The sequence below is a fragment of the Acinetobacter lactucae genome, from assembly GCF_013344765.1.
Classification (GTDB): domain Bacteria; phylum Pseudomonadota; class Gammaproteobacteria; order Pseudomonadales; family Moraxellaceae; genus Acinetobacter; species Acinetobacter lactucae_A.
In genome coordinates this window covers 1-1,009 of sequence record NZ_JABVBF010000353.1, presented here as the reverse complement: position 1 = coordinate 1,009, position 1,009 = coordinate 1, and the positions used below count along the sequence as shown (strand labels likewise).

The window sequence follows — 1,009 nt, the reverse complement described above, 5'->3', positions numbered from 1 at the left end:
AGTCTGCAGTTACTACGTTAAATCCATAGCTATTTAGTTCAGCTATAAAATTTTGATATTTTTTAATTGGTACACCAATTGCAGGCAATAATATAAAAGTTATATTTTCAGATGTTGATTTACCTACTTCGAATTTTTTTACTGTAACAGGGAACTTATTATTAAAAAGAAAAGTTTCATTCATGGTTTCATTCCCCAAATGGATTCATGGAAATCATCACTGGTAGGCCTAACTGTGATAAGAGTTTTGTTCGCGAGCTTTTAACAGTTTTTCGTTCTTCTGCTAATAATTTTTTGAATTCTGAGTTAAATCTCAGACGTGGATATTTCTCTAGAACTTCTGTTCTATAATCCTTTGATAAAGTAAATAATTTATCTCCGACTACATCACAAGATGTACCTTGTTGAAGAAGAATTACTTCAGATTCATTGTCTTCAGCAATATGACCATTCATATGCATGCATATAGCATCTTTGACAGTTTTGATTTTGTTTTCGTCATAATTTAAGTGCTTTGCTTTCTTTTCAAATTGCATTGAGCTCTCATATGTAAAACATCTACAACCTTTTGATTCTTTATGAGTATCTGTAAGACCGATGTCATGATACAAAGAAGCTACTAACAAAACTTCGGGGTCATATTTTCTTTGATCCTGAAGACTTATCGCAGCACCCCAAAAATAAGTTCTCCATGAATGATTAATAAGAGTACCTGAGGCTTTTTCATTCAGCTCATTTATCGCTTCTACAATAATCTTAGTATCAGGAACCTTTATATCTTTTAAGGTTATATTGCTTTTTGAACTCCCAATATAAAGTTGAGACTTCATAACACCCAGCATACTAGGTAAAAAAATTTCATTTAAAAGTTTAATTTTTTCTTTAGTGTTGAGATGCCCATCTGTTGATTGCATCCATTCAAAGCTACCAATTTTTTTTATAGACATTCTTTTTTTCAGTTTAGATTATTTATCTCTAAATTAAATCATACAGATCTGTCTGTCAATAT

The 1,009-nt window shown here is 30.8% G+C and carries 1 protein-coding gene and 1 pseudogene; both read right to left on the bottom strand.

All coding sequences use genetic code 11. The features are described from left to right. Positions 1–184, bottom strand: a pseudogene (locus HUN22_RS17280) (alpha/beta fold hydrolase); the annotation flags it as partial. Positions 185–188: 4 nt separating this feature from the next. Continuing rightward, positions 189–947, bottom strand: coding sequence for an HD domain-containing protein (locus HUN22_RS17275; RefSeq protein WP_174731961.1), 759 nt, complete (start codon positions 945–947; stop codon positions 189–191). Positions 948–1,009 lie beyond the last annotated feature (62 nt).